The organism is Oligoflexus sp., assembly GCF_035638955.1.
Lineage (GTDB): Bacteria > Bdellovibrionota_B > Oligoflexia > Oligoflexales > Oligoflexaceae > Oligoflexus.
The window spans coordinates 1-4,384 of record NZ_DASQYZ010000047.1 but is presented as its reverse complement, the minus strand read 5'-3'; the positions used below and the strand labels follow the sequence as shown (position 1 = coordinate 4,384).

Genomic DNA, 4,384 nt, shown 5'->3' with positions numbered 1-4,384 from the left:
AACGTGACGGCCGATAATCATAGAGGGGTTCAGGCAGGGCTTCTCAACTATACGCATAAGCGTTTAGCGGGATTGCAGCTGAGTCCCTTGAACATTGTTCTTGCGGATAGCGACGGGGCTCAGATCGGATATATCAACTATGCCCACGGGCAGATTCATGGCCTGCAGCTCAGCGTGCTCAACGTGGGATCGGATAAGATCAGTGGCGTTCAAGCAGCACTCGTCCTCAATGTGAGCGACGAAGCGGTCGACGGGCTGCAGCTCGGCATGCTCAACATCTCGGCCGGAGATGACACCGAGTCACGAACGGCTGTACAAATAGGTTTTGTGAATATCTCGAACCAGGCGGGAGTCGTTCCTATCGGCCTTGTGAACTTTGTTCGTGGTGGTCGCTTTAACCTCGAAGTCAACCGCGATAGCCTGGGCTTCACCAATCTTGCCGTGACTACGGGAAGTCAATATTTCTACAGCATTTGGACCTTTGATGCTCGGGATATCAATCCAGATAAGCGCGACCTTTATCACCAGGATCGCGCTTCTCCGACTTTATCCGAATTAGGACTTGCCTATCCATACAGTGCGTAAACGTCTTTCAGACTCGAGCGCCAGCACCTGTGGCCTACCAATTTTGATCGTGATGAGACCATTGTCGTGCGCCTGCTCGGCGAGTTCTCGCCCTCGTCTTACTTCCAATATCATGCAGGATTGGAGCAGATCAACTGGGTGGAGGCTAGCGCGATGCGATCTCTTATGTTCAAGGCCTATGGAGATAGCACGTATTCTCTGACAGCGGGAGTATCCTTCAATCTGCTGGGATGGTGGAAGGCTGGCAAGTGAACCAAAAGCGGTTGAAGACTGGCGAGTTCGGAACGCCAAGCCTATCGCCAAGAGCTGGAAGGTCGGCGGGACATATGCGTCCCACGGTGCAGAGGATTGACCCTTTGCCCATGGAACGTCGAGGATGAAGGCACCGTCGGTGCCTTTCACTGCCTTTAAAACCGAACGCCATCAGCCGCAATTTTGCTGGCGCAACTGGTTTCCAATTTTAAGCAGCTGGCGATTCAGAGCTCGGATTTGAGCCACGATATAAGGTTTCGACGACGGGGCAGCCTCATGCAGGTCGGCCTGATACGCTTGAATTTCCTGTCTCACTTCTTCAGCTTCGAATTTCAAATTCTCACAGGTATTGGCGAAGCCGGAGATCGATGGCAGAAGAAGAACAAGGGCGAGGATCTTGAGATTTTTCATGCTGATTCTCTTCCTAAAGTTAATGGCAGACATTGTCCGCCTATAACGATGAGACGGGTGAGAGTCGCGCATACTGCATTTTTTCAGTGGACGCATTGTTGTCAGGTGAGACAGAGTTTTCCTGGCGATGTCACATGAGTAATCGTCAAAGGACATTAGGTAGTTGCCCGCAACTCAGGCGCGTAAGCCTGTTTTTTCGGCAGAGTCAGTTTGTTGCTTTTGGACAGGGCGACGCAGCTATGGCTTATAGAGTTAGAGAGGCAACCTTTGACCCTATTCGAAGAAGGATTGAAAATGCATTTGAAAATGATTTTTTCTATTTTCACACTCCTGATTGCTTTGGGGCCACTAGGCTGTGCCACCACTTCTGAGCAAAAGCCTTTCACTAAGCATCCTGAAGTGAACTGGGAAAAGTGCGTTCAACAAATTCCAACTGGTCCCGACAGCCCGACGAATCCATATCCAAGAATTCAGGACTTTCCTTGGATGTCGCGTAACGAATGGTGCACCAGAGTCTTGAGAATACTCAATGATCCAGTGCGGGCTGATGCCAAGCTTGGTTTCATGGGTGACTCGATCACTCAGATGTGGCCAAAGGATTTAGGGGCTGAGAAGTTTTCAGACTATAAGCCTATCTGGATGGGTATTGGTGGTGATCGTACCCAAACGCTTCTTTGGAGAATGGAAAATGGTGAGTTGAAAGGTTTGTCTCTGGAGACTCTCGTGCTTCTTATTGGCACAAACAATTTGAGCGCAGGTGATTCCCCGGAAGAAGTCACCAAAGGTGTAAATCTCACAATCGACCAGATCCGGAAATACCAGCCGCAAACGCGAATTATCCTTATGGCTATTTTCCCGCGAGAGCAGTCTCCAGCTGATCCGCTTCGCATTAAGGTCCGACAGACTAATCAACTGCTGTCAGCATCCGCTAAATCCTGGAAGGTAGATTTTCTGGATATTGGACCTGGTCTTGTTGAAAAGGATGGGACGATTAGCAAGAAAATTATGGGCGACTTCGTACATTTAACTCCAACGGGATACGTAATCTGGGCTGATGCTGTTACTACTGCATTGAGAAAGCAATCAAGAGGCTGACGCTTCGAACTCTACGAAGCATGATTCGCACCTGCCAGAATAAGTAAGGTCAGAGATATGAAAGGCTGAGCTTGCCTTAAGACTATGCGCCTAAAACGTTCAGTACTATTCTGGTTGATCGTGAATACTCACCTAACAAAGTCATCCAGACTAAGTCGCTTCCTTGCTCGAGGCTTAAGAGGTAATCCTGATCCGGCGTGAGTATTTTTTTGTCTTGGATGACTGACTTGATTTGGGAAGATTTCGTCAATTTAATTCTAAAAATTGGATTCTTTAAGGTACCACGGTTAACCTTGAATTCAAAAGCGAGCGGACCTTCGGAAATTTGATTCAGATCCCATGTGCCATAGACATGGTTCCAGCCTCTTGGTTTAAATGCAGTTCTGTCGCTTCTTCCCACTCCCGCAATGCCCTCAGCGGCGGCCTCGATATTTGTCCCTGAAATAGCAACGGATTGAGCACTTTCAACCTGAGCCCCCTGTTGTTCAACAGCGCGCTTTTTAAATTCTCCCATGACCACATAGAGCGAGTAGCTTTGATAAGGATATCCGCTTAGCTTTTTGTCGTCCCCGTAAGCGTTATATTCCACCTGTCCAACCGCCCCATAGTTTGTGCCCCAGGCCAGACGCTTGGATGATGGATCCGACTCAAACTGATACTGATTCAGCTGGTAGGTCCAATTCCAGTTCTCAGGCATGGGCCCTTCCGATTTTTTACCCCAAGAATTGTAAAGCCAGTATCCTCCAGCATCATGCTGCAGCCATGTCTGAGTTTGGACCAAGCCCATCTCGGCATTGGCAGATTCGGACCACATATGGGCGAAGGGAATCTGGCTTTGTTCCTGATAGTCCCAGGAACTTTTCATGCTCAATGTGGGACTTGTAGACTTAAACTTAAACCGGTCTCCCCAGCCAATCCCTGATACAACGCTTTTTTTGTCTCCGTCCCAACCTATATCCCCATAGGGTGAACGAGAATCAGCATTAACAGCATTAGGCTTGGCACGGGAAAGATCATGGGTGATGGCAAAGATGGGGTTGTCCTGGCCGTTAGCAATGAACCAGTGAACGGTGACGTCGAGGGGCTCGTTTGCAATATCCATAGTCCATTTGAACTCGTGGATCGCATGATGTTTGCCTTCAAAACGTCGTGTGTAGGCGCCAGGCAGAGCCAAACTCGTGACCCAGTGGTTGCTATTTTGCGCATCGTTATAGTGATTCACTAGAAACCCGAAGCCAGGGTTGTCATCAGATGAGCCTGTGCAGATTCGGGTTTCTTCGTTCACCTTATACTCAAAGTACCGAATGTATCCTCCATGGTTTCCAGTCGGATCCATACTATTGTTCTTGACTAGTCCAAATTTTCTCGACCTCAAGCTGGAATCAGTCCAACTGTAGGTATCGGTGCCAAAGCTTTTCCCTGTGTGATGAGGGATTTGAGCCTCAGCCACCTGTATGGAAGGGATCCCTCTGCTTTCCAGTTGAGGTGCTTTTCGGAAAAGCAGAAGGGCGGCACCGAGTACGGTCGCTAGTAAAACCAGTAGAAGAGCTGTCTTTTGAAATTTGCTCATCAATTTTTCCCAAAAATCTTGAATTTACCTCGCAAAGCTGCAATTAGCCTTTTGGGTGGTACTGAGCAATAAAAATAGAGGCGTGTGGAGTCTTAAGATTTCTTGATTATCTGAGTGGGAGGAGAGCGATCGCGCCAGGATTCGAACCTGGGTCCGGCGCCCGCTATAGAGCCAAGAATATTAGATATTTACATAGGAATATCAATAAATTGGCCATTAAACAGACATCCCCGCCTTACCCTACAGTTTTCTGCAGTTCTCTAGCTGCTGTTCACTCATGTTCACTCGCAGTCCTGAATTAATGGAAGCGTCTTGAAAAATTTTCGGATTGAATTCCGCAGTTCGACCCAAATAGATTCGTAAGCATTGGCTTGATGGTGGAGACAGAGGTTAAGGCCCTCTATCTCCTGAACCCGGAGCCTGGCAATTCAGACAAAGCAGACCCCGACGCTCCGTTTGGAGATTAGTACG

General features: G+C 48.4%; 3 protein-coding genes and 1 pseudogene. 2 read left to right on the top strand and 2 right to left on the bottom strand.

Going from position 1 to position 4,384, the window contains the following annotated elements:
- Window positions 1–585: pseudogene (locus tag VE954_RS04430) on the top strand (hypothetical protein); the annotation flags it as partial.
- Window positions 586–1,008: 423 nt separating this feature from the next.
- Here the strand turns inward: VE954_RS04430 and VE954_RS04425 are convergent.
- Entirely contained in the window at window positions 1,009–1,248 is a 240-nt protein-coding gene (locus VE954_RS04425; protein WP_324950071.1) for a hypothetical protein, read from the bottom strand.
- A 294-nt stretch (window positions 1,249–1,542) separates the two neighbouring features.
- Here VE954_RS04425 and VE954_RS04420 point away from each other — a divergent pair, with 294 nt between their 5' ends.
- Entirely contained in the window at window positions 1,543–2,343 is an 801-nt protein-coding gene (locus tag VE954_RS04420) for a GDSL-type esterase/lipase family protein (RefSeq protein ID WP_324950070.1), read from the top strand.
- Window positions 2,344–2,425: 82 nt separating this feature from the next.
- On the opposite strand, the gene VE954_RS04415 is transcribed toward VE954_RS04420, so the two are convergent.
- Window positions 2,426–3,913, bottom strand: a complete 1,488-nt coding sequence (locus VE954_RS04415; protein ID WP_324950068.1) for a hypothetical protein — start codon at window positions 3,911–3,913, stop codon at window positions 2,426–2,428.
- Window positions 3,914–4,384 lie beyond the last annotated feature (471 nt).